At 36.4% G+C, this 23,305-nt stretch carries 17 protein-coding genes; 9 read left to right on the top strand and 8 right to left on the bottom strand.

The genetic code is table 11. The annotated features are described in order from the left end of the window. Together L1267_RS15825 and L1267_RS15820 are read right to left on the bottom strand one after the other, a co-directional pair. Entirely contained in the window at positions 1-2,508 is a 2,508-nt protein-coding gene (locus L1267_RS15825) for a DNA topoisomerase (protein ID WP_235383380.1), read from the bottom strand. A gap of 8 nt (positions 2,509-2,516) precedes the next feature. Next, positions 2,517-2,945: a lytic transglycosylase domain-containing protein gene (locus L1267_RS15820; RefSeq protein WP_235383379.1), complete on the bottom strand. Its 429-nt coding sequence runs from the start codon at positions 2,943-2,945 to the stop codon at positions 2,517-2,519. A gap of 85 nt (positions 2,946-3,030) precedes the next feature. Here L1267_RS15820 and L1267_RS15815 point away from each other — a divergent pair, with 85 nt between their 5' ends. Both L1267_RS15815 and L1267_RS15810 read left to right on the top strand, forming a co-directional pair. Further along, complete coding sequence (locus L1267_RS15815) at positions 3,031-5,169, top strand: ATP-dependent helicase (RefSeq protein WP_235383378.1); 2,139 nt, start codon at positions 3,031-3,033, stop codon at positions 5,167-5,169. Between the two features lie 96 nt (positions 5,170-5,265). Continuing rightward, positions 5,266-5,439: a hypothetical protein gene (locus L1267_RS15810; protein ID WP_235383377.1), complete on the top strand. Its 174-nt coding sequence runs from the start codon at positions 5,266-5,268 to the stop codon at positions 5,437-5,439. Between the two features lie 51 nt (positions 5,440-5,490). Here L1267_RS15810 and L1267_RS15805 read toward each other — a convergent pair whose 3' ends face one another. Genes L1267_RS15805 through L1267_RS15790 form a run of 4 tightly spaced genes read right to left on the bottom strand, consistent with a single transcriptional unit; the run spans position 5,491 to position 9,806 of the window. Beyond that, positions 5,491-6,726: a hypothetical protein gene (locus tag L1267_RS15805; RefSeq protein WP_235383376.1), complete on the bottom strand. Its 1,236-nt coding sequence runs from the start codon at positions 6,724-6,726 to the stop codon at positions 5,491-5,493. 50 nt (positions 6,727-6,776) lie between these two features. Beyond that, entirely contained in the window at positions 6,777-8,030 is a 1,254-nt protein-coding gene (locus L1267_RS15800; protein ID WP_235383375.1) for a hypothetical protein, read from the bottom strand. Continuing rightward, positions 8,008-9,240, bottom strand: coding sequence for a hypothetical protein (locus L1267_RS15795; RefSeq protein ID WP_235383374.1), 1,233 nt, complete (start codon positions 9,238-9,240; stop codon positions 8,008-8,010). The genes L1267_RS15800 and L1267_RS15795 overlap by 23 nt, the downstream gene beginning before the upstream one ends. A 17-nt stretch (positions 9,241-9,257) precedes the next feature. Continuing rightward, positions 9,258-9,806, bottom strand: a complete 549-nt coding sequence (locus L1267_RS15790; protein ID WP_235383373.1) for a hypothetical protein — start codon at positions 9,804-9,806, stop codon at positions 9,258-9,260. Between the two features lie 79 nt (positions 9,807-9,885). Here L1267_RS15790 and L1267_RS15785 point away from each other — a divergent pair, with 79 nt between their 5' ends. From L1267_RS15785 to L1267_RS15770, 4 genes are all read left to right on the top strand, one after another. After that, the gene (locus L1267_RS15785) at positions 9,886-10,356 is read left to right on the top strand and encodes a hypothetical protein (RefSeq protein WP_235383372.1); all 471 of its coding nucleotides are present in this window, start codon (positions 9,886-9,888) and stop codon (positions 10,354-10,356) included. Then, complete coding sequence (locus L1267_RS15780; protein WP_235383371.1) at positions 10,344-10,712, top strand: hypothetical protein; 369 nt, start codon at positions 10,344-10,346, stop codon at positions 10,710-10,712. Before L1267_RS15785 ends, L1267_RS15780 begins: the two co-directional genes overlap by 13 nt. Positions 10,713-10,721: 9 nt before the next feature. Further along, on the top strand, positions 10,722-12,920 hold the full coding sequence (locus L1267_RS15775) for a DEAD/DEAH box helicase (protein ID WP_235383370.1): 2,199 nt from the start codon (positions 10,722-10,724) through the stop codon (positions 12,918-12,920). A gap of 224 nt (positions 12,921-13,144) precedes the next feature. Continuing rightward, positions 13,145-14,299 (top strand): hypothetical protein, encoded by a 1,155-nt coding sequence (locus L1267_RS15770; protein WP_235383369.1) that lies wholly within the window; start codon positions 13,145-13,147, stop codon positions 14,297-14,299. 21 nt (positions 14,300-14,320) lie between these two features. On the opposite strand, the gene L1267_RS15765 is transcribed toward L1267_RS15770, so the two are convergent. Then, positions 14,321-15,424: a hypothetical protein gene (locus tag L1267_RS15765; RefSeq protein ID WP_235383368.1), complete on the bottom strand. Its 1,104-nt coding sequence runs from the start codon at positions 15,422-15,424 to the stop codon at positions 14,321-14,323. 83 nt (positions 15,425-15,507) lie between these two features. On the opposite strand from L1267_RS15765, the gene L1267_RS15760 reads away from it, so the two are divergent. Then, positions 15,508-16,152 (top strand): hypothetical protein, encoded by a 645-nt coding sequence (locus L1267_RS15760; RefSeq protein WP_235383367.1) that lies wholly within the window; start codon positions 15,508-15,510, stop codon positions 16,150-16,152. A 39-nt stretch (positions 16,153-16,191) separates the two neighbouring features. Here the strand turns inward: L1267_RS15760 and dnaE are convergent, their stop codons facing one another. Further along, positions 16,192-19,821 carry a DNA polymerase III subunit alpha gene (gene dnaE / locus L1267_RS15755; RefSeq protein ID WP_235383366.1) on the bottom strand — a complete coding sequence of 1,210 codons (3,630 nt, stop codon included), beginning with the start codon at positions 19,819-19,821 and terminating at the stop codon, positions 16,192-16,194. 123 nt (positions 19,822-19,944) lie between these two features. On the opposite strand from dnaE, the gene L1267_RS15750 reads away from it, so the two are divergent. Beyond that, positions 19,945-21,252, top strand: coding sequence for a replicative DNA helicase (locus L1267_RS15750; RefSeq protein ID WP_235383365.1), 1,308 nt, complete (start codon positions 19,945-19,947; stop codon positions 21,250-21,252). Positions 21,253-21,289: 37 nt separating this feature from the next. Beyond that, positions 21,290-22,024 (top strand): DNA polymerase III subunit epsilon, encoded by a 735-nt coding sequence (gene dnaQ / locus L1267_RS15745; protein WP_235383364.1) that lies wholly within the window; start codon positions 21,290-21,292, stop codon positions 22,022-22,024. The last annotated feature ends 1,281 nt before the right edge of the window (positions 22,025-23,305 follow it).

Genomic DNA, 23,305 nt, shown 5'->3' with positions numbered 1-23,305 from the left:
TTATTTATTCTTATTTATAAACTCTGAGCACAGATAAGAATGTTTTCTTACATCTTCTGGAACATTCGTACCCACTGGAAGCTTTGCAATGATTGAATCTAGAAATTTTAGTTGGTTACTTGTTGGAGGTAAGTACTTTTTATAGTCATCAATAAACTTTTTGCATTTATTACGATCTTCTAAAATACCATCATCGAATTCGATATCGTCAGGTAAAGCTGCTGCTATATCTTTAACAAATTTAATTGTTCCTTCAGTAGGCGCATTACTACCACCTGACTGTTGTCTTTCACCAATATTTTCTTGGATAAAGGCATTTGCTAAGTATGGATCATTTAGGGTTCCGCGAGGTGCCTTGATACCTTTAATTTCCTCTAGTTTTTTAATTAAAGATTTCATTTTTGGAGTAACATTCTTACCCACTTGAGTAGATTTTTCCCCAAGATTACCTAAGAACTTATCATTCATATAGCGTATCATATCTTCAATTTTTTCGATTTGTTTAGATACGAAGTTATCACGCATTTGACAAGCTTTCTGATCATCTGTTTGAGATTCAATTTTATTTAAGTAGTCTTCCCAAAGTGCCGATGTCTCAGGAGTTGATAACCATTTTGGGACAAACTTTATTAAATCTATACCCTTTTGAGTGGCATGAAACTCTTCATCTTTACATAAGGCATATCGTCTTTTTAATACAGTTTCGATTGCTGAAGATCGCGTTGCTGGTCTACCAATACCCTCAGCATTAGCTAATAACTTCCTTAACTTTGGATCGGCAACATTCTTGCCAACCAATTCCAATTCTTTTGGTAAACTAACTGAATTATATCGTGATGGTGGTCTAGTTCTGCTTTTCTTTGTTTTAATAGCTTCAAGAGTACCTCTTTCATCTTTAGACATACGAGGAAGTACAGTCTCTTTAGATGAACTTTTCGGGAAAGCTTGGCGCCAGCCCTGTTTCAGGATAGTCCTACCCTTCGCTTTAAATACTGATTCAGTGTTACCTAGAATATCTCTTACTGGGACATTTATCTGAACAGATTGAACGGCAAACTCAGCTTGAGGGTAAAACAATTGGACGTATCGTTTGGCGATGGCTTCATAAGCAATTCTCATTTGGTCCGCAGTATGTAAGACACTCTTACCGCTTTTCTTTCTTGGAGATAAAGTTGATAATTTGGCAACAGACATTGGCTGTTGAGTGGGAATCATGCCGTAGTGTTCCATAGCCTTCGTTACAAAAGCTCTTGGTTTAAATGGCTGTTCATCCGAAAGCTTACCATCATGTAAATCTTTAACATAAGCAGCCTCTTTTGCTACAAATGGAAGAGATTGCAAATTGCCTAGAATTACATTTCGTTCTGCTGGATCATATAAATTTAGAGGCAATTCGGACTTGCTCGTTCTCGCATAACTGATCCATCCCTGCTCATATAAATCTTCTAGGATAACTTGAGTTAAGGTTGCATTGGTGCCACATAATTTACCAATTTCTTTCTGCGCATCTGTTAGTGAGTATGCATTTGGAGGACTTTCTTTCTCGATAGACTCATTATAAGAATACACATAAGATTCACTAGCTTTAGCCAGCAATGATTTTTTGTAATTCTCAACTATTTCTTTATCAGTAAACAAAGGTTTGTCTAAAGGGGTATTACCGTCTTTGACTTTTTGAGGTTCCCATGTAACTCCCGGAGGTTGATCAGAAATTAGGGTTTCTGTCACTTTTGGTGAAAAACTCGCATTGAATGACTCACCTTGAAAATTAAAGTCAGCACTTAATGTATAGTGATTTTTGGATACAAAGTTTTTAATCTCACTTTCTCTTTGTACTATCATTGACACAATTACTGTTTGTAATCTACCAACAGACATTACACCTTCAGAACCCTTACCCTGTCCCAAATATGAACCAAATTTTCCATATTTAGAGTAGAAGGTATAGGCTCTTACTAAATACTGATAAGCCCAATCCGAACGTCCTCTAGCTTCAGCTGCACGGTGCCAACCAATTGTGTCAAATTCACCTTTTAAGTTGGCCATTGCGGATGTAAGCGACTTTTTATCCAAACCAGCAGCGAGCCAAGCTCTTTTTATTTTTCCTTTAAAATTTGATTCTTTAATAATATTCCTACCGATTGCTTCCCCTTCTCTATCGGCATCTGTAGCAATGATAATTTCATCAACATACCTCAGTCTTTTTGTAATATTATTAAATAGAAATGATGCTTGAATTGGTTTCGGCAGAGAAGGGTTATCGATAAGACGTATTTTGAAGTCTCGAGGTATTGGGAGTAATTTAGTTGGTTCGTCGGACCATTTTAGTGTGGTATCAATTTCGTCAGGAGCGATTAGTGTATGAAGATGCCCACTTGCCCATACGCATTCTACAGGCTTGCCATTAAACGTACCTTCGAAACAGTTAGAACCCTTTGTCCAGCCCATTGCATCTGCTAGTTTTTCTGATTGGTCTCTTTTTTCATTAATTATTAGAGTTTTTTTCATATGATGACCTATCTAGTTAAAGTTGTAATTGATGAAGTTATCTTTTCTAGGTATTTATCATGATACTTTGGCGTTTTAGAGTGGTAATTACCTATCCCTTTCCAAATATCATCGACTTCATTAATTCGTTTACTTAAAATCCAAGTGCCAAGAGTGATATTCAAACACGGCCTACATGCAATATCTTTAATTGTAGCTTCAGGATATTGTTCCTTGATGCTACTCATGTGTATTGTGTTAATTTGCATAGGGCCTAAGTCGTAACTTCCATTACTGTTTTTAGATACTGTACACATTTTACCGCCTTCCACATCTAAAATGGCCTTGATAGCAAGCTCAGGAACACCAAAGTGCTGGCTATTAAACTTTACACAGTTCTCAATAATTTCGACGGGGGTAGGTTCCGGGTTAGGAATGTCTGGCGGAAGTTCAATCATAGACCTATCAAATATCTTAATACATGTTATAATAACCGGACATAATAAGGTTTTTATATCTTAGAGCAATCAATACAGTGATTATATGAGTAATAACACACAAAAATCGTTAGATGATCTTTTAAAGGGTAAGAACCCTGAACAATGTGAAGCCATTAAGAATGTCACAGGCCCGATGCTTATTACCGCCAGTGCTGGTTCAGGTAAAACAACCGTTCTAATAAACAGGATTGGACATCTCCTCCTACTCGATGTTAATCCAACTAGTATTTTTGTAATTACATTCACAAATAAAGCAGCAAACGAAATTAAAGACAGGCTCCGTGATGAAATTGGTGAAAAAGCCGATTATGTAAATATCGGTACTTTCCACTCTATGTTCCGAGAACATATCTTGATGAAGTATAGTGATCATCATTTTTTCACTGATATTGGCCTTGATATGTCATCAGTTGTAATTCTTGACGACAAAGATTCTGATAAGATTTATAAAGATGCTTATGACATTTTACCTCTTCGTATCAGAGAAAAGATTGATGATGGACGATTAACAATGTCCACTCTCCATAACAATATTTCACTTGGCAAAGCGAATGGTTACGATGTAGAAGACTATATTCAAACATTTAATACCCAAGACGGCGACTTTGAGGAAAAAGAAGCGACAGCGCTACTCTGGAAGAATTATCGCGACCTTTGCTATGAGCAGAATCAAATAGACTTCGATGATATGCTGGTACTTTCTCATAAGTTCCTACATAATCATCCTGAAGTAGCAACCGAGTTAGGTTCAAGATTTAAGTTTGTCATGGTTGATGAGTATCAGGATACGTCGAGAGTACAGATGTATATCACTGATGCTATAGCGATGGTACACAACAATATTTGTGTTGTAGGTGACGAAAAGCAATCTATTTATGGATGGCGCGGTTCAGATATTACCGTAATACTTGATTTCAAAAAACGATACGAAAATGTTCAGATACTTTCAATGTTTCGTAATTATCGTTCAGAAAGGAACATTATTAACGTTGCTAATGCTGTAGCTGACGCAATGACAGAGCGATTGACTGATGGGCAACTATTAGTTCCTGAAACAAAGCAAGATACATCACCTTTAAAATATGTAACTTTCCCCGATGTTGAAACTGAAGCAGCGTACATTACAAAAGCTATTAAACGCGACATACAAAAAGGTATACCCGGCAGTGAAATTGCAATCATTTATCGCAATAAAAATATTAAGAATGAGCTAGAAAAGAACCTTGTTTCTGAGCAAGTACCATACACGTTGATCGGCGATACGTCATTTTTCCAAAGAAAAGAAGTTAAAGACGCTGTATCCATGATTAGATTCATATTTCAACCTTGGGACTCTCAAGCTGGTCTTAGATTTCTTGATGCAACAAGCTTCGGCGTAAGTTCTGCTTCTGCCAGAAAAGCAATGAAATCAGATAAATTGCCAGTATTCCAGTATTTGATAAAAAAATCTGAAGAGATGAGAGGTAATGGAACTCCAACAAAAGTTGCTGAAAAAACAAAAGCATTAATTGATGTCATTAACCGGCTTAAATCAGCACAGGAACTGGGCGCTAGTCATGAAGTTTTAGGTGAGTACTTAAGTAACTTCTGGGACCTTTACCTTAAAGGAAAACATCAAGTCGCTGCAAAGAAAAGCACAAGTAATGAGGCCCAGAGCGGGTACGAATCCAAATTATTGAATGTAGAAGAAGTCATCAAGCAATTTGTTATTCAATATGCACAGTCATACGACATAAAAAAAACGATTGATGAAATGACATTACGAATTTCAAATATCCCAGAGCTTGATAGTGAGCGGGATAAGAAAATTCAGTTACTAACAATACATGCTAGTAAAGGTCTTGAGTTTGACACGTTATATTTCATGGGCGTGGATAATGAATCTTTCTTAGGGACCGCTAAAAATGTGGACAAAAGCGAGCAAGAGGAATCTAGACGCTTATTTTATGTCGGCATTACTCGTGGCAAAAATAAAGTCGTTTTCACTAAACCTCAGCAGCGTATGCAATTTGGTGAGACTCTATCTTTAACAGAGCTTTCATTCATCAATGAAATTAGGGAGCGACAAATAGAAAACGGGATCCCTTTAGTTGAAGAAATTGAAATAGCTGAATCTGTGTTAAAAGATAAGTATCGCAATAATCACTATAATTATCGTGGCAATTACGCTAATAGTAGGTGAACTACCCAGCGACATCGCTTCGCTCTGATCACAGGGTTTTCTCGACGATTTTCGATAAATGGCTACGTCGATGGTTATGACAGTGGCGTTGAATACATGCAAGCTAAAGTGGATAAGGCAGAAGAAGACAAGCTTGCCTTAGAAAGTGAACTCAATGATAAAGAAAATCAACTTGAACTTTTAAATGAGATTAATTCTAATTTAAGTAGTGCAGTTGATACAATGGCTTCATGCGCAGGTAAAGCCCTTCAGGCTGCAAAAGGACATTAAAATATTGAGTGACTTGGTTGGCAGTACTTAGCAACCAAGTCACACAATAATCTAACTGGGTTCAAAGCTTGTAGCTTCTTTACCTTTAGACATTAAACCTTTAAAAAATTCCTTGATTGACTCCATAAACTTCTTAATAGCTTCTTGAGCTTTTGTTGCTGCTTCTAAAGCCGCACCCTTGAACTCTTTATCTGAAGCTTTTCTATCGGGCAGCTCTTTTACTCGGTCTAATTCTTCAGACATTTTTGATGCTTGCTTATGAAGTTCAATACGTTCCTTTTTAGGTAGAGATTCATTTTCAGCAACCTCAGCCCCGTTCTGAAGGTTTTTATTTACCTTTTCGATAATTTCCATAGTCTCTTTCTGGATCTCAGCACGTTCTTTAGGAGTCGCTTTCTCGCCATCTTCATACTTTCCTGAAATAAGAATGTTTAAATTATCATTAAGAACAAAGTGATCATGTTTCATTTCTTCAAGAACAACTTTCGCTTCATTTCTAGCGATCTCAGCTGCCGGTTTAGTTACGTTCTTTGCAAATTCGCGCTCTTCTTTCCTAATAGCGCTCGAAAAGCGATGACGCTCTAATGCTCTCGCAGCTGCACTAAAGCCCTTAGAAAGCAAACTAGGACCCTTTACAACCCCATTTCCATTCTGAACAAGCTCATCGTTTTCGGGATCTTTATTATGCTCAGGCGAATTCTTTCGGTTCTGATACTGCTGAGTTAATTTAACTACTTCGTCTCTTGTAAGGTTTCGACCAGTGGCTTTTTCAAAACGATTCTTTACGGATTGGTAGTGTGTTGGATTTTCATCAAAGATCTTTTCAATTGACTCTTTATCCATTAGCTTATTACTTAAATCGCCTTTATCTGAAGCCGGAGATTTAGTCGAGGGATCTGACATGGTGTTGTCAGAGCTTGCAGCTTTTTTAGCGGGATCTAACCGACCTAGTTCTTTTTCAACACTTTCAGTTAAGAACTGCTCTGCGCCCTCTACTTTAGTGTGAATCGCAAGAGCTTTAATTTCATCACCAGAAAGGCCTTGAGTTTCAAGCTTTGCATCAGTAATGCGCTTAATAAAGTCATGAGTAACAAGAATTTCGAAATCTTCTTTAGCAATCTCAAATAATTTTGATGATGCTGCTGAGCCCGTCATAGAAACGTGTTGGCCATCAGGAACAAACTCTTTTAAGAATGTCATGATGATTTTATCAGCCTGTTTACGTTGATTTTCACGCGCTTCTTTGGCAACTTGAGCAGCTTTATCTTGTTCTACTTCTTCACTCATTATAAAATACCTTTAAATAGTTCAATGATGTAATTATATCATATTCATAGCTAAATTTTCTTAACTAACCTTACTGCGAGCAACCTCTCTCGCTCTAACATGCGCTTATAACGTTCAAGCTCCGTATAAGCTTTAAATGCCTTTGCTATAAGTTTTTCTCTAGATACTTGCTCAGGAAGGTAATTATTACCACTAACCTTTCTGAGGTATTCTTTGTTTGCATAATACTCACCGGTTAATGTAATTTCGGATAGTTTTGAAGGAGCCCCTTCAGTTGTGGAAAGTTTTTCTTCAGCCTGACGTCTAAAGATCATATATGGCATCGCTTTTATTATGCTACTATGAGCTTTCAAAGCTGAGTCCCGATATGTATAGCTAGGAGGTGTCTTGTTTGACATTTGAGCTTTGAGCATAAGCTTGATGTAATCAAGTGATTCGTTGAATTGTTCCTCATCTAATTCTGTATTATCTGGGTGCATAAGCATTTGGATATGGCTGTATAAGTCACCTCCCCTCTCTTGCCCGACTTCACTTTGCAAGTCTGAAATTACAGACTTAGGTATTGAGGGATCATTGATGGAGCCATCTAAAATACCAAACAAGTGTGCCATAACTTGCTTTTCACCTGCGGTCCTTCCTAATTTAGAACGGATCCTAGATTTTAGAGACTCTATTTTACTATTCACATCTTTAACATTCTGCGCCACTTCAAGTGCTAACTGTTCATTTTTAGCTTGTGTATCCGGCGATGGCTGGCCTAAATTAACTCCATCAGATGAGCTTTCATAAGCTGACAGAGATTTTTCATCCTCTAGTGCTCTATCAGACTTAATTTTATTGTCTGCAAAGCTTTCGTCACATGCGACATTTTTTCTATAAAATGCATATGCGGCCATTGCAGAGTCTATAAGATCAGAATCAGAGCTAGCAGCGGCATCTACTACTGTGCCAGTATTGCATCCCGGTATATCACTAGGGGCCATTTCCAAAGAGACTTTATGATTCATTGAACTTGTCTTCAAATCTTGATCACTTTTGATTTTGGCCGAATTAGATTTCCCTGAGCTATCTAACATTGTTTTCGCTTGGCTTTTAACCAAATCTTGCAAAGCTTCAAAGTCTTGGAGTTCCTGCATGCGAGATTCAATAATCTCCATATTCAGCGCAATATTCTCACCTAGTCCTAACGGATCAAATACTGGCCCACCAGTAAACCACCATGATGCATTTGCATTGAAACTACAAAATGAAACAGTGACTAATGTAGCTAATATCTTTTTTTTACATTTTCTTAAATACAGCATCACTTACACCCCAATACCGTGAAAAGTTGTCTCTGATGTTATTCTCTAATGACTTCCAATCTATATCCACAATAAAATACTTATCATAAACGTATTCACACTCTTTAGTTATCATTTCAAAGAATAGATCGGTATTTATCAGATTGTTATTGTCCTTAAGGTAACGTTGCTTTTCATCGTTACTTTTGTTTTTGAATGATTTTACTTCTATTTCGCAAAACTCAAGCCATCTTTCGTACAACCTCTCTGAAACAATTAGCTTAACCATTTCTTTTGGGAACAGCTTTCTGTGATTCCAATACAAAGATATTTTCAAGTCTAGAGTTGCTGAAATATGAGAATCAATCTTATCGAAGAGAGCTTTCTTTTCTTGTGGAAAGTCGTTATATCCGCCATCCATTTGACTAACTGATGCAAAAATATCTTTGTTCTCAAAGCTATGTCTTTTTATGTTTGATTCAATTAATTCATCAAGATACGCTTCAGTTCTCTGCATGCAGAAGCGAGCGATAATTGGCAGTATCACCGTAAATACAACTGCATTACTGACATTCGAGCTTTGCTTATTCCATTTCGTTGCAACATCTCTCGCCATACTTACAATCATCAAAACGAACTTTTGCAAGTCGGTCTTATGCTGTTTAGTAGCTTTCTTTATGAATGATTCATAGTAAAGCGCATAAGGTAATATCGCGCTTTTTAATTGAAGAGATATATCATTAGTGCTTAATTCATCTTCTAATAAGATTGAGTCGTTATCACTCATGCTCGCGAGTTCTCTAAGTACTTCATTGCCAGTATCTTTTAATAACTGGTTAAATGAAGCGCCGCCTTCACGTGCGCTACTTTCTATGTATGAAACCTGTCTAAGAAGAATATTGAAATAATAGAGATCATTTAAATCGCTCTTATCAAAACCTATATACTCAGCTATTAAGTTCGCTGTTTCATTATTCGTGTCGATAATATCTTTAATTGAAGTAAAATCACATGGTTTAGCAAGACGACCATAGAAGTTGTATTCCATGATTTGAAGAGATGAAATAAAATTAAATAAGTCTTTTTTGTTATTGGCTTCATTAGTGTTTCCGCCAAGAAAAACTTTTTCAAACTCTTCATCGTTATCTAGCTCACCAACTTCATTCTCAATATTGGTATTAAGCCATTCAAAGTCGTCATCCCAATCATTTTTTTCGTCACTGACAGACATATTATCACCGAAATTTGTTATGGCTGAATATCGAGCTCAGTACGAGTCAACTCAAGCGTTTTCTTATGCGCTTTAGCAAGTCTAGATAACCTATCTTCCCACATGCTTGCCACTAGGCCCACATCTGGTTCTAATGGTCTCAGGTACTCATCATTTTCCATATGATGGTACATACCAAGTTGTTCTCTTAATTGATAACCTTCTGGATGTGAGTTAAGTGATTCCTTAAGAGAGTATCTTACCAACCTCTTTAAAATTGATGACTCCAACTCAACAGGAAACAAAGTATAGCCATACTTTGATTTGATAGCCGGTTCAGGTTCTTCGAGTGAAAAACCAGAAGCGTTGTCTTTATCGAGTTTATAGAGAACGTCGAAACAAGGCGCCTTAAAAATAAATTCTGAGACTTCATTTGCCTTTAAAACAAACTTTGGTAGCCATAAAGACTCATTGGCCATTGTAAAAAGAGTTACATCTTTAATAACATCACCATTTTCATCGAGAACTGGTGAGTCTTTGATTCCTAAACGTTCCATTTCTTCTCTAAATAGAGCTTTTGGTGACATATATATCTCACTTTTATATCTTATCGTTTTTACAGTTTCATCATTTTTTATATCATGTATTAACGATAGAAAATGTAATTTGGCTAATTATACTATGGCGAGCAAAACTAACAAATACGTATTTGAATTTTTACGAGAAATCTCACCGTCTCTTGTAGCGTTGAACAGAAAAAGTAAACTGAAATACACTTTTTTAGCGTCACCTTATCTATCATCGAGTATGGCGGTTGATGTTTTTAATGATCGACTTCACCTTGGTGTGCCGGAACATATATTCAATTCGATGTATAAGTTAAGAATTTTCTCTTTATCATATATAAAGGGAAAGTCATCAATATTCATTGTTTTTGAAGTAGAGACTTTTGGGAATGAAAAGACTCACCCCTTTGCATTGAGATTTTATATTAGAAATGAATTGATAGACATCATAGACAAATACCAAAAGATTGATATTGTAAAAATGAATGTAGATGGAACATTCTCGAAGCGAAAAGGTTCATCTTTTACGATATTAACAAGAGAAGTCGAGGAACTAGAATGGGAAGATTAATATCATTAGCACTAACCGCAACATTAATGATTACAATACCTGCAAAAGCGAATGAAAGCGTTGCTAATTTGCAAGAAAGAATGAAAATATCAGACCGTAAAATGGGGGATTTTGTATCGAAATCTTATAAAACATTTCAGGACCGGCAGGATGTAAAGCTTTGTTTCCCGTTGCTGAAGTCTGGTGATAAATACGGATTAAATGCTTTATATACCGTTTTACTCTATAATTTTGTTTCAGATGCAGCATATAAATACAAGAATGAAAAGTCGTTAAAAATGTATTCATACAAAAAAGAGATAGCTGCCGACTATGTTTCTGCAATTAACTATTGCACTTTACAAAGTAGCCGTTAGACTAAACTTATGCAAAATGAACACCTTCTCCGAATCATATCTGATATAAAGGCCATGGGCTTCACTGAGCCTGAGGACATATTGCTATACCTTCCAATTAAATACCACGACTTCACTGAGACTGTTGAGCGCATGCGCGATGGCATCGGTCGAGAGGATACTGTGTTTATGCGATTGAGAACCAAAGCTAACCCGGACATTACTGCGCCTAATCGCCAAAACAAAGTAGGTCGAGCAACCATTAAAGTAACAGACGGCTTTGAAACCGGTATCATCAATGTTTTTGGGGCTACGTTTGATTGGCAGGATGTTGTTGCAGGGCAAGATATTTATGTTACAGGTAAAGTTACTGAATGGAACGGCATACCTAACATTAAAAGCGCTAAACTAGTTCCATTCTCAAAAGTAAACTCAGTAATGGCCCAATACAAAGCCAAGTCAGCGATTATTGACAACAAAAAAAGAGAGTTCAGTTCTGAATATATCTGTCGATGCATTAGTATTGCATTTGAATCATTAATTAATAAAGCGGTAATGAAAGTCTGCAACTTCTCTGAAACACCTGAAGGTGACTTATTACAAAAGCTTAATAACAACTTTTGTAGCATCAGGGATCTTATTAGAGCGCTTCATTTCCCAGCTTCACTAAATGAAGTTGATAGCGCTACAGAAACGATTAGGAAGATACATGGCTATAAAATATTAAACGATGTCGCAACTGTTAGGTCTGAATATAGTGAAAAGTCACAGATAGATTTACCTATTTCACTTGTTTCTGAATTAATTAAAGTGGTCCCTTTTACTCTTAGTGAAGAACAAAAAAGAGCCATTTGGCATGTGATCCAATCTTTCAATAGACCTGTTGTGACACAACACTTAATATCTGGCGATGTAGGATGTGGTAAAACAATTGTTTACGGCATTATAGCAGCCGCTTCTTACCTTCAAGGAAAGCAGGTTACCGTTTTATTGCCAAACCTCCCTTTAGCCGCCCAAGTAGCTAAAGAGTTAAAAGATACGTGGCCACAAATTGATCTTGAGTTAATTCAAGAAGGCGCTAAGTATGAATATGATAATAAAAACAAAAAAATTATCGTTGGAACTACAGCAATCTTAGGTTGGGCAAAGAGAAATAAAGAGTTCTCAACAGATGTATTTATTGTTGATGAACAGCAAAAAGTTGGCACTAAGCAAAAGAATGCATTAATTAAAGACCACACAAATATCATTGAGGCTACGGCTACAGCATTACCTAGAACGACTATGCTTGCCCTTACAGGAGCCTACACTATTTCCAAGATAGAAACACCACCTGTAAAAAAAGATATTGATTCAATGATCATTTATAGAGAAGATAAAGCTTCTTTGTTTAATATGGTAAAGCAGACTGTTGCAAATGGTAATCAGGTAGCTATCCTGTATCCACTAAAAGGCGAATCATCATCAATAACATTACACATACAAACTCTTGGAATTGTGCAATTTAAAATCAAATTTCTTAAAAACTATATTGAATATATAAAAAGAATTAACCTACAAGGTGAAGATGGCATCATAACTATCTCAGCGAAAAAGTATTTTGCAAAAAATAGCAATCACCTTAATTACCCTGTAACGAGTATTGATTTTAGTCGCGATGTTCTTTCAACGAATGTTGTTGAGGCGTTCAATTTACAAAATATCATAATAAAGATTGAAGATAGAATTACTGATGTAACACGCGCTAAGGACTCATGGGAAGAACATTTTCCTAATCAAACAGTAATGATGCACGGTGGCCTTAAAGATGAAGAAAAGCTTGAAGCAGTGGAACTTGCGAAACACAATAAAAAGCCAATAATTATCTCTTCATCAATGATTGAAATAGGTTTAACTTTTCCTAAATTAACTTTATTGATTGTTATAGACCCACAAAACATGGGTGTCAGCACTCTTCATCAAATCAGGGGAAGATTGGTTCGTCATGGAGGTAAAGGAAACTTCTATATGTTTCTTAATAAATTCAAGAATGATGTAAGTGAAGAGGAAATTCAAAGACTGCAACTTCTTGAAAGGTTCAACAAAGGTTCTGACCTTGCAGAACATGATATGTTAATTCGGGGATTTGGTGACATATCTAAAGTTGGCATCTCGCAATCTGGTATGAGTAAATCTGTATTTATTGGTACTAAAATCCTACCAGAAGATTTATTAAGTGTTGTAAATTAACTTAATATGAATTGGTATTATAATAAGTCATAAATATTTAAAATTTTCGCCAAGTATTGAGATTCGTGTCAATTTCACTGTGAATAGATACAGCTGTTCGGAATCTGAACTATTTTATTGACTTTTAAATAATACTTGGTATATTAATAAACATACAGCAAGCGCTGAATAAACACATAAGACATCTAGTAACAACAACAACTAAGATATAGAGGACATTCCTCATGAGTATTGACACTACCAATGTTGATAGCTTAACTCATGTTAAGCCTGAAGAAATCAATAAATTAAAAAGAAGTGTATTTAACAAACATAAATCAATTTTATCTGTTAGACATGAACTAGCAAATCTTGCTGTTATTGGAAAGTATGATGAAAATGACTTCTATGCGACTTTAAGTTTAGACGGTGATTCTCAAGAAATTCGAGATGTAATTTCTGTACTTGAGAAACGATTTAATGCTGCCTCAGACTTGGAAGCACTTCTTTCTAGAAAATCTAGACTGGTCAAACTCAAAAACAAGCCAAACTATAAGCTTACTAGAATTCAAGAAGAAGCTCTTGATGACGTAATGACTAAAATCTCAGAAGCAAGTAAAGTACTTAGCTCTCTACCTGATGCAGGTTGTACCGAAGAAGAGTGGAAAGAGCTAGATGTCAAGCGTATAGGAAAGCCACCTCGAGCGTTAGAGCAAGACCTTATCCGTGAAAAACTAGATATGGATAATGCACTAGGTGAGTTAAATCGTATTGAAATCCACCTTGGAATGCAGCCTAGTAACATTTCTTCTCTTAGTAAAGAAGAGAGTACGTTTAGCTTAAATGCAGGCCGCAGGTCTCTTCCCCCTTCTGTTCAGGAAGTGGAAGACTTAGATCAAGAGTACAGACGTATTCAGGGACTTTATCGTCAAGACGAAGCGAAACCAGAATCAGCTTTCGTAAGTGGAAAAGTTGGACGTAAGTCAAAATCTAAGCAGGAAAGGCTAGAAGCCTATCAAGATAGACTTGATTCTCTTAATAACGAAATCGCAAAGAAAGAAGCAGGCCTCAAGGGTGTTGATTTAATTGAGCGCAAAAAGAAAGTTATTGAAAGAGAAAAGCGATATGCTAAATCTGAATCACGCAAAGCTGATTACAACAGATTTACCCATATTGCGAAGAGTCTGAAAGAATTACAAATGAGCATGCAGGATGAACTGAATTCAGGTTCAATGAACGAAAATGAAGTTCATGACTACACAATTTCTGCCCTTAATTCAATCATGGAAGGTGATTTGTTTGAGAGAAAAGTGATCGAATCTCAACCAAACAATTCTCTTGATGAGCAAGCAAATATTGATGACATCATGAGCAAGGTTCTATCTGCGATGGATATTTAAGGGGGGGGCTCCCCCCCCCTCTTAAACACTAGTGTTCATGCTAAGAATAGAGTATTGCCCTCTTTTCTTTTTTATCACTAATGGTGATTTCAATAGAAACTTGCTTAAAGAATGCTTCATGTCCGGGCGTTCACTAAGCAAGTTTTCTCTGATATGTGATACAGAAGATGTTCCGTTTTTTAATTTTAGATGATTGATCATAAAGACATCTATATCTGTTTGCTTGTAGGTATCAGCCATACAAGATTTCACATGACCATTCTCTTCTTTAGCTATGCCGTTAATTTCGGCTAACTCTATAACGATATCAATTGGAGGAACAACTGCGTAATACTCAAAGTCATCATCCATAGTCTTTATTTTTCTGTTTTCAAATGCTGCCTTTTTTTCAACTAAATTTTCATTTTCTATCGACCTTAACAGCGCTTCTGACAGCACATCCTTTGGGAGAGCTTTATAAAAGCTAAATATCTTTTTTAGTTTATTTAACATTCGATTTGGTATTGTATCAACAAAATAGTAGTGTTCATTTGAAAGTGTTCGTATGTTCGACATGGCCATTAAAATGCTTTTTAGTCGGCTACGATCTGTAGTAATAAGTTTGAATCGACTCTCCACTTCTATTAACGAAACAGTACCATTATGCGTTGCTCTTCTTAAGGCCCAACTTTGAATACATGAAACCATATCTTCATTACTTGGAGATTCAAAGCAACCAAGCTGATTAACGTAAGATAGTTTTAGAAGCTTATCTAATTTTGAATAAATGTTAAACAAAGATAAAATCGAATCATTAGCAATATATCCTTTAGACTTAAAATACTGATTAGCATACGATAATGATACCGGTGTTAATTCATTGAGTTCATAAATTAGCTTATGAAGTTCTTCTCTAAGTTCACTATTTTTATTTACAATATTGCAAATACGCATCATGTTTTGTCGAGCCGCTTCAGTTGAAATGCCAAGTGTCTGAGCTATTTCACCTATCTTTGCAGGAGTATCAGTTGAGTTCATTGGAAAGCAAGATTTTAGAATGAAATTATGTTTTTCCCTATCATACCTTCGATTCGAGTGTTCACCTTTTGTGATATAATCGAATAATTTAATATCTATATGATGCATAACATAAACCTCTTATCTTATAATATATTTCTACTCTGCGTAGTTAGCTGAAATATACAACTGAGGGAGATCTTAGACAAGCAATGAGAGAAAAAGATTATAGAAAGCTAAAAGGCACTTGGAAACAAATGTTTGACCTCACTTGTGCTAAAAAAGATAATAATGGTGACCTGAATGAGTTCAAACTTGAGTTCAATCAAAATCTTCTTAATGCGACATTAAAAGATCAAAAACAGAAGATTTCTAGAGGGATGTCATCGATGTCTGAACTTGCTAATGAAATTTTCATTCAAACTGAAAGGTCGTATTATTCTAATAACACTGATGAGTTTGACTTTGATAGGGTTCTCGATTGTGTTAATCAAGCTGATTACATACACTTTAACCATAGTAAGGAAGTGGGCAAGCGAAATGAATTTTTCATAATAATTAAGTTAATTTGCCCAGCAATTAGATTGTCTAGTTCGGAAAAAGAATTTGTTCAGGTAAACATGAATACTTCAATCGATACTGAAATATCAACTATGACACTCTCGGTAGCAACATTACCGATTATTAAAAAGGTCATTGACCATGAAAAATTAGAACTCTGGACTAAAGATGTTGTAGTGTCACATCTAATCGAGTGTTATAAAAGGTTTAATCCCGACTACGAACCAGAGAAACTGGACTGGAAATCCAAACTTGAAAAGTTCAAAAGAAACTTTTATGCTCGACAATTAATATAATTGGCGTGTACGCTCCATACACGCCAATTTTAGGGGTTTTTAAGTCAATGCCATACCCATAGTTGCAGCAGCCCTCTTTAATGCCTTATCTAAGCTCTTGAGTTCTTCATGAAGCAAATCTTCATCAACTTCATCCATATTTATACCCACATCTTTTGTAACACCGTTTTCGGTATTAAATATGAACTCAATAGCATCATCTGTTTCACATATAGCACGAATATTTTCAATCGACTGTTCACTAAGTAAGCGACCATTTCTTATCCGCATAGGTGCTTCATCTGGTTTTGAAGTGTTGTTTACTAACAGCTTGTATGCGCCAATACTCATCGAAGAAAGTTCATTTTTCAACTTCTGCTTTTTAATTGGATTTTCAAGGTCAATATTTATAATGACTTCTTTTGTTAACCGTTGTCTTAACTGGCTAATATCATCACACTCATAAACATTTATATATTTTCTTTCTGATTGTGGATTATAGCTTATGCCTACTTTAAAACATAATACATTATCTTTTTCTAAAAGATGATGAACGGTACTATAAAGCCTATTTTGAAGTCTTAACTTTACTTGCGATGTGCCATCATCAACAGTTATCTGAGCGCTATGCCCTTTTTTATTGTGTGAAACCACAATATCAGTAACAGCTCCAATTATCGTGTGAGCATTACCTTGACCGCCATTTTTTTTATTTTCAAGAATTGTGTTTCCATCAATTTCATTAAAGTCTGAAAGTTTAGAGGCACCTATTGCACTGACTTCATTTTCATATGGCTTCATAGGGTGTGATGAAAGGTAAAATCCTAAACGTTTACGTTCTTCAATGATCAGCTCGCTAGGTGTTATTGGCGGCGATAGTTTAGTAGGCTCATTACCACTTACTAACTGTTCCCATTTTTCCATGTACATTTTTATATTCGCTTCAGCTTCTAAGAATGCCATTTGTGGATTGCTGTTGGCCTTCAATACATTTTTCTTGCGATCTTCTTTATATGATTTGAATAAATCATTAGCTGCAATAAAAACTCTATGAAGAAATTCTCTAGGAGTGCCTAAGTTATCAAATGCTCCAGAATATATAAGCGCTTGTGTAACGGTCTTTGTAGGGTTTACTCTGATCATGAAATCAAACATGTCTTTAAATGGGCCATCTTCGTTTCTTGAGCGAATAATGTTCTCTTGAACTGATTCACCCACACCCTTTATTGCATCAAGACCAAATAAAATTTGATTATCATTAAGTATAGAGAATTTTGTGTCAGATTTATTGATGTCAGGACTAACAACGTTTACGCCATTTGCTTTGGCATCATTAATATCGCCAACTAATTTTTCGACTTTGCCAGAATCATGTGACATTACACTCGTAAAAAACTCAACAGTATGATGAGATTTTAAGTATGCAGTTATCACTGAAATTAATGCATATGCAGCACTATGGCTTTTATTAAATCCATAACCTGCGAAAGTTTCCATAAGGTTAAATACTTTACCTGCATGGTCTGCGTCCAGTCCATTTTTTACAGAACCTTCAACAAACATTTTTCGTTGTTTGGCCATTTCCTCAGGTAGCTTCTTACCCATAGCTTTGCGTAATAAATCCGCTTGACCAAGGCTGTATCCACCCATTACTTGTGCAGCTTTCATTACCTGTTCTTGATAAACAAAAACACCATATGTAACGTCTAGAACAGGTTCTAGAAGAGGATCAGGGTAATGAACCTCTTCGATACCTTTTTTACAGTTAATGTAAGTATCAACCATTCCAGAATCTAAAGGTCCCGGTCTGAACAAAGCAACTAACGCAATCACCTCTTCGAAGTTACTTGGTTCTAATCTTTTAATTAGGCTTTTCATACCAGCAGATTCTAGTTGAAATACACCTGTAGTATTCGCATCTAAAATTACTTTATAAGTGTCTGGATCATCGATTGGGATATCATAAATTGTAAAGTCCGGGTAACCCCTTCCTCGAGCTAATTTAATTGCATCCTGTACGACTGTCATCGTTTTTAGACCTAAAAAGTCAAACTTTACTAGTCCGACAGATTCAACGTCATTTTTGTCGAATTGTGATACTGGAGGTGAATCTGCCGATTCTTTATATATAGGCGAGAAATCATATATTGTCGATGGAGAGATAAGTACGCCACCTGCGTGTTTGCCGACTTGTCTCACTGTCCCTTCTAGCTTTAAAGCGTGTTTCATTACTTCAGCTACTTGGGGATCATCATCCATTCTCATACGAAGTGCTGGTACTTGGTCAATTGCTTCTTGAAGCTTTATGCCCGGTTTATTTGGTATTAGCTTTGATAAACTATCACCAAACATATAAGGGTGATCTAAAGCCCTAGCAACATCTTTAATAACCATTTTTGCTGCCATGGTCCCGAAAGTTACAATTTGAGATACCGCATCTTTGCCATAAAGTTCTGCCACGTGCTGAATAACTCGTTCTCGGCCATGCGTACAAAAATCTATATCAAAATCAGGCATTGAGACACGTTCAGGATTCAGAAATCGTTCAAAAATAAGACCAAATTCAATAGGATCTAAATCTGTAATTTGTAGCGCGTAAGCAACTAGTGAACCGGCACCAGATCCCCTACCCGGCCCTACCGGAATATCATTTTCTTTACACCATTGCACGAATTCCATCACGATTAAAAAGTAACCCGGAAATCCCATATTATTGATCTGAGTTAACTCATACTCTAATCGCTCTTCATACTCAGGTGCTTTTTGCTTGCGTAAGGTATCATCTGGGAATAATTGTTTTAATCTAGTTTCCAAACCTGTTCTTGCTTTTTCCACCAAATAAGTACTTGCAACATGCCCATCGGCAACTGGAAAGTCCGGCAAGTATTCCTTACCTAGCTCAATCTCAACATTACAGCTACGTGCGATATAATCTGTATTAGAGATCGCAGAAGGTATGTCAGCAAATAAACTCTCCATTTGTTCGGATGTTTTTAAATATTGCTCTGGAGAATATTTATTAGAGTTTTGCCTTAAGTAAAATAACTTATTGCCTTCAGCTATCGCTTCACGAATTTCATGTGTCTCATAATCCTCCTTATGGAGGAATCTTACGTTATTTGTGGCTACTACAGGGATATCTTTTGCTGATGCTATCTTAACAGCACTTTCAATGTATTGATTTTCATAATCAAACCCAAGCCTTTGTAGTTCTATAAAGTACCCTGCACTAAATATAGAGTTACACTCATCTACATAACTCAGAGCTTTACGGTCTTTTTCAAGTATTAATTGTTGTAAAAGGCTATTATTACCACCTGACAATGCAAATAAATCGCCACTATATTTTCTCAATTCTTCCCACGGAACTGTAGGTTCAGAATCTTTATGTTCTTTACCTTCAAAACCAATAGATATTAATTTCATCAGATTCTTATAACCTGAATTTGATTTTGACAACAAGACTAAAGTATCTTGGCCATATGGAGTAGTAACATTAATCTCACTACCAATTATTGGTTTCTTAGAGCTTTTCCTGCTACCAGAATAGAATTTGATAGCTCCAAACAAGTTGTTGTCATCAGTTATGGCAAAACATTTGTGCTCTTTACTTTCTGTTAAATGTTTAACGTTAAGTATGCTATCGTTTAATGAGTAGTCGGTGTGTAGACGTAGATGAATAAAAGACATAATAAACCTTAATATGTTATCTATTAATTATTATATCATCTATTATCTTTTTTGGAAGGCTAACTTGCTGTTGACATCCTAAATCTATTACGTTTAAATTGAATTTCTAATATGAGGTTTATAATGATCAGCAACATTCAACTTTCTCTTTTTTCAGCAGCTTTACATGATGAGTCTGCTCTTTGTACTTTATTTCAAAAATGTAGTAGCAATGCTTTCAACGGCGAATCTAAAACTGTATTTAATGTTTTAAGAGCTTATTTTGATAACAATAAGACTATTGACACCAACCTATTTATCTATGAATGTGAGAATGCAGGCATAAATAGCCAACTAGCAGTTGATATTGTTAATGCACGATATAACTTAGATAATATCGACGATTACATTAATAAGGTATTATTTGAAGCAACAAAATTTCAGGTTTCACAATTTCATTCGAAATTACATTCTAAAATAGAAAAGTCGAATTCTAGAGATGAAATTCTTGCTAACGTTGAAGAGTTATATCAAAAATCACTTTTGAATGATGATTTCAATTCTACCTCAGAAACCGTAAATATTGCTGAAAGAATGGATTCATACCTTGAGTACCTTGCAGAAAACTCTAAAAATAAAGATGGCATCATAGGTATTAAAACTAAGTTTGACGGTTTAAATAAATTATTACGAGGACTAGTTCCTAAAGATCTTATTGTATTGGCTGGCCGACCATCTATGGGTAAAACAGCCCTTGCGTTATCACTATTCGAACTATCTCTAATGTCCGGTCAAGGAGGGCTTGGCTTCACTCTAGAAATGCCTTGGGAGCAGATTATCAGTAGGTTTATAAGTAGTTCCGCTACAATAAAGCAAGATAATCTTAGGACGGGCTCTTTAACTCATAGTGAGCAAATCTCTTTCGAAAATATCCATTCAATGATTAGAGATAAAGAAATTAATTTTGAAATTAATGATAAGGGAGGCATCACTTTAAGTGAAATAAAACGTGAAGCTTACAGAGTCCATAAGAAATTTCAATCTATTGGCGGCTTAAAATTTATTTTTATAGATTACCTTCAGTTAATGGGTGATAGTGATGTTTCTGGCGATACACGTGCTGAACGGTTAGGTAAAATTACTGGGGGGCTTAAAAGCTTAGCTAAAGAGCTTAATATTCCCATTCTCTTATTGTCACAATTATCACGAAATCTCGAGAGCAGACAAGATAAACGACCTATCAATTCCGATCTTCGAGAAAGTGGAGCAATTGAGCAAGACGCTGACGTAATTATGTTTATTTACAGAGATGAAGTTTATAACGAAAAAACTAATGAACCCGGAATAGGTGAAATTATCATTGGCAAGCAAAGAAATGGCCCTCTTGGTGTGGTAAAAACACAATTTCAAGGTCAATATGCTCGTTACTCAAATATACCAATAAATTCTTGATTTGGTTTAAAAGTTAATATTTAGGAAAAGGTTTAAAATGTCAGATGTAGCTTTAGATAGTGATTTTTGGGTTTTGGATACTGAAACTACAGGTTTCGAACCAAGAGCGGGACATAAATTAATAGAAATTGCAGGGGTAAAAGTATCTTCTGGGATGATTACCGGTGAAAACTTCCAGTTTTATGTAGACCCTTTACGAGAAATTCCAAGTGAAGCTGTCGAGGTCCATAACCTCACAAGAGAAGATGTTATTGAATTAGGGAATGGAAAAATATTTAAAGATGTTGCAGATGACATAATTCACCTACTTTCTGGGCAAACGATCGTTTTTCATAATGCACCGTTTGACATGAATTTTCTAGATTATGAGCTCGAAGCCGTAGACTTACCAAAGTTATCTGATGTTGCTGGCACTATAATTGACAGTCTTCAATATGCCAAAACTATCCATCCTTCTAAAAAGAATAATTTAGACGCGCTTGCCAAAAGATACGGTGTTGATAGCTCTAACCGTGATTATCATGGAGCATTACTAGATTCTGAAATTTTAGCTAATACCTTCTTAGCCATGACTAAAGCACAGTCACATTTATCGGTCTCACAAATAACTAAGAGTATGAAATCAAAAAGAAGAGAGGTTTCATTATCGGATATAGTAAAACCAATTCCAAAAGATCTAAGTGTTAAGCTGAAAGCTTTATCTGTAGACGATAATACAAAAGAAGAGCACATGAAGTATTTAAAGTCTATTGATGAACAACTTGGATGGTAAGAGGTCATAAACATCACAACCTAAAAATTGGAGCTTATTGCTCCTTTTTTGTTTAAATCGTTATCCCGCCCTACCCTCTTGATTATTATGGTTAATTAATCTGTCAATCATCTGAACACAATGCTCCGGTCAAATCCATTACAACAAGCGGAGCATTATGCTCTGGTCAAGCAACCTGCTAAGCATCGGAGCACAATGCTCCGATCAAATCCATTACAACTAGCGGAGCACAATGCTCCGTTCAAACTCATGACTACCATCAGAGCACAATGCTCCGGTTAAATACATCACAGCCATCGGAGAACAATGTTCCGGTCAAACTCATGACTACCATTGGAGCAAATGCTCTGGTCAAGTAACCTGCTAACCATCGGATCACAATGTTCCGGTCAAACTCATGACTACCATCGGAACACAATGCTCCGGTTAAATAACCTGCTAACCATCGGAGCACGATACCGATCAAACAATGTGCTAAGCATCGGATCACAATGCTCTGGTCAAGCAACCTGCTAACCATCGCAGCACGATGCTCCGAACAAACAATGTGCTAAGCATCGGAGCACAATGCTCCGACCAAATCCATTACAACTAGCGGAGCACAATGCTCCGGTTAAATAACCTGCTAACCATCGGAGCACAATGCTCCGGTTAAATAACCTGCTAACCATCGGAGCACGATGCCGATCAAACAATGTGCTAGGCATCGGAGCACAATGCTCCGACCAAATCCATTACAACTAGCGGAGCACAATGCTCCGGTCAAACTCATGACTACCACCGGAGCACAATGCTCTGGTCAAACTCATGACTACCATCGGAGCACAATGCTCCGGTTAAATAACCTGCTAAGCATCGGAGCACAATGCTCCGGTTAAATAACTTGCTAACCATCGGAGAACAATGCTCTGGTCAAGCAACCTGCTAAGCATCGGAGCACAATGCTCCGGTTAAATAACCTGCTAACCATCGGAGCACGATGCCGATCAAACAATGTGCTAAGCATCGGATCACAATGCTCTGGTCAAGCAACCTGCTAACCATCGCAGCACGATGCTCCGAACAAACAATGTGCTAAGCATCGGAGCACAATGCTCCGACCAAATCCATTACAACTAGCGGAGCACAATGCTCCGGTTAAATAACCTGCTAACCATCGGAGCACAATGCTCCGGTTAAATAACCTGCTAACCATCGGAGCACGATGCCGATCAAACAATGTGCTAAGCATCGGATCACAATGCTCTGGTCAAGCAACCTGCTAACCATCGGAGCACGATG

It is taken from the genome of Pseudoalteromonas sp. OFAV1, from assembly GCF_021532595.1.
Classification (GTDB): domain Bacteria; phylum Pseudomonadota; class Gammaproteobacteria; order Enterobacterales; family Alteromonadaceae; genus Pseudoalteromonas; species Pseudoalteromonas lipolytica_C.
This window is presented reverse-complemented; position numbering and strand designations above follow the sequence as displayed.

Excerpts from the sequence above, each read along its gene's own strand:
- L1267_RS15815 (WP_235383378.1), top strand. The coding sequence starts at position 3,031 with ATGAGTAATAACACACAAAAATCGTTAGATGATCTTTTAAAGGGTAAG.
- dnaE (WP_235383366.1), bottom strand. The coding sequence starts at position 19,821 with ATGTCTTTTATTCATCTACGTCTACACACCGACTACTCATTAAACGAT.
- L1267_RS15760 (WP_235383367.1), top strand. The coding sequence starts at position 15,508 with ATGAGAGAAAAAGATTATAGAAAGCTAAAAGGCACTTGGAAACAAATG.
- L1267_RS15780 (WP_235383371.1), top strand. The coding sequence starts at position 10,344 with ATGGGAAGATTAATATCATTAGCACTAACCGCAACATTAATGATTACA.
- L1267_RS15825 (WP_235383380.1), bottom strand. The coding sequence starts at position 2,508 with ATGAAAAAAACTCTAATAATTAATGAAAAAAGAGACCAATCAGAAAAA.
- L1267_RS15770 (WP_235383369.1), top strand. The coding sequence starts at position 13,145 with ATGAGTATTGACACTACCAATGTTGATAGCTTAACTCATGTTAAGCCT.
- L1267_RS15820 (WP_235383379.1), bottom strand. The coding sequence starts at position 2,945 with ATGATTGAACTTCCGCCAGACATTCCTAACCCGGAACCTACCCCCGTC.
- L1267_RS15790 (WP_235383373.1), bottom strand. The coding sequence starts at position 9,806 with ATGTCACCAAAAGCTCTATTTAGAGAAGAAATGGAACGTTTAGGAATC.
- L1267_RS15805 (WP_235383376.1), bottom strand. The coding sequence starts at position 6,726 with ATGAGTGAAGAAGTAGAACAAGATAAAGCTGCTCAAGTTGCCAAAGAA.
- L1267_RS15775 (WP_235383370.1), top strand. The coding sequence starts at position 10,722 with ATGCAAAATGAACACCTTCTCCGAATCATATCTGATATAAAGGCCATG.
- L1267_RS15750 (WP_235383365.1), top strand. The coding sequence starts at position 19,945 with ATGATCAGCAACATTCAACTTTCTCTTTTTTCAGCAGCTTTACATGAT.
- L1267_RS15765 (WP_235383368.1), bottom strand. The coding sequence starts at position 15,424 with ATGCATCATATAGATATTAAATTATTCGATTATATCACAAAAGGTGAA.
- L1267_RS15795 (WP_235383374.1), bottom strand. The coding sequence starts at position 9,240 with ATGTCTGTCAGTGACGAAAAAAATGATTGGGATGACGACTTTGAATGG.
- dnaQ (WP_235383364.1), top strand. The coding sequence starts at position 21,290 with ATGTCAGATGTAGCTTTAGATAGTGATTTTTGGGTTTTGGATACTGAA.
- L1267_RS15810 (WP_235383377.1), top strand. The coding sequence starts at position 5,266 with ATGCAAGCTAAAGTGGATAAGGCAGAAGAAGACAAGCTTGCCTTAGAA.
- L1267_RS15800 (WP_235383375.1), bottom strand. The coding sequence starts at position 8,030 with ATGCTGTATTTAAGAAAATGTAAAAAAAAGATATTAGCTACATTAGTC.